Below are 1,219 nucleotides of genomic sequence, written 5' to 3'. Positions count from 1 at the left end.
TCGCCGTAGCGCCGCTGCTCGACGTAGCGCAGGCCGTCCTGCACCAGGAAGGCGACGGTCCCGGAAGCCGGCGGCTGGCCGGCGAGCGGCGCCGGGACGAGGACGAAACCGGCGAAAAGGACCGCCGTCAAAAGCCGCGTTAAGACAAGCATCGCGAGCACCTCCGCAACGGACTCAAGACTCGAGCTCAGCATCCGATCGGCCTCGGAGGGACGACCGGCGATAGGGATCTCGAGTCATTGTACCCCCCTTTCGCGGGAAACAGACACCGAAGTGGAGAAAAAGTAGGTCTCTCCCGGGTCGCGGCCCTCTCCGCCGCCTTCATCTCGGGGGTCGAGCTTCCTTCACCACCCTGCCGATGATCACGTCGCCGGACTGGCGCGGGGCCTTGCGCTCGGGATTCTGGCGATTCTCCGTCAGCTCCCTCACGTGTCGCGAAGCGTAGTCGTAGACCTCGTCGACGTCGACCTCGCGGTCGCCGTTCTCGTCAGCCGCGCCCCGCAGGCCTTCGAGCACGTAATGCGTGAACACGCCGTGGCCCAGATCCTCTAGCTCGCGCGCCACTTCGTTCGAGCCGCTCGCGGTCAGGACCACCCGCCCGGTACCGGCTCTCGCAATGCGCTCCAGGAAGACCTCGTCGAGCGTCCCTCCCCTCCCACCCTCGAAGACCGTGCGGCCGCCGACCGCGCCGCTGAAGCAGCTGTCGATCACGACGACGACACGCTCGGCTCCGATTCTCCTCACGATCTCCGGCAGCCGGTCCATGTTGAGTGCCGTGCTGTACAGATCGTCGGGATCCGAGTCGTACGTCAGGAAGTACTTGGAGAAAAAGTCGGCGTTGGGGCCCGTGAGCTCAGAACGAGGCTGTCCGAGCTGCCTTTCTCAGGGCTCATTCTTTGTCACTGCAGCTTGTAGTGGATTCCTGCGGTTGCCCGTGATCTTGAAACCTGCCCAGTAGTACGGGTCCCGCCAACGCGGCTCTTCCAGGAAAGAGAGCTGCGCCTGGCGCAAGGCTGAACCCAGGTCTGTACCACTCGAGAGATTCCGATAGAAGCGGACCATCAGCTCAGCTGTCGCTTCGTCCGGGATCTTCCAGAGCGTCGAGCCGACACTGTTGGCGCCAGCCACCAGAAACGCGTTGGCCAGTCCCATCGCGCTATCTGGCTCATCTTAAACACTTTCCGTAAGTATTCGGTTAACCCGTTGAGGTTGCCGGTCT

Annotated in this window: 2 protein-coding genes and 1 pseudogene; all 3 read right to left on the bottom strand. The window is 63.5% G+C overall.

Annotation, left to right across the window (positions count from 1 at the left end; genetic code table 11):
• Positions 1 to 152: hypothetical protein (locus tag GY769_02685; GenBank protein ID MCP4200824.1), on the bottom strand; the 152-nt coding region annotated here is incomplete at its 3' end.
• A gap of 169 nt (positions 153 to 321) precedes the next feature.
• The gene (locus GY769_02680; GenBank protein MCP4200823.1) at positions 322 to 765 is read right to left on the bottom strand and encodes a hypothetical protein; all 444 of its coding nucleotides are present in this window, start codon (positions 763 to 765) and stop codon (positions 322 to 324) included.
• 117 nt (positions 766 to 882) lie between these two features.
• Positions 883 to 1,161: pseudogene (locus GY769_02675) on the bottom strand (CHAT domain-containing protein).
• Positions 1,162 to 1,219: the final 58 nt, after the last annotated feature.

The organism is bacterium, assembly GCA_024224155.1.
Lineage (GTDB): Bacteria > Acidobacteriota > Thermoanaerobaculia > Multivoradales > JAHEKO01 > CALZIK01.
This window is presented reverse-complemented; position numbering and strand designations above follow the sequence as displayed.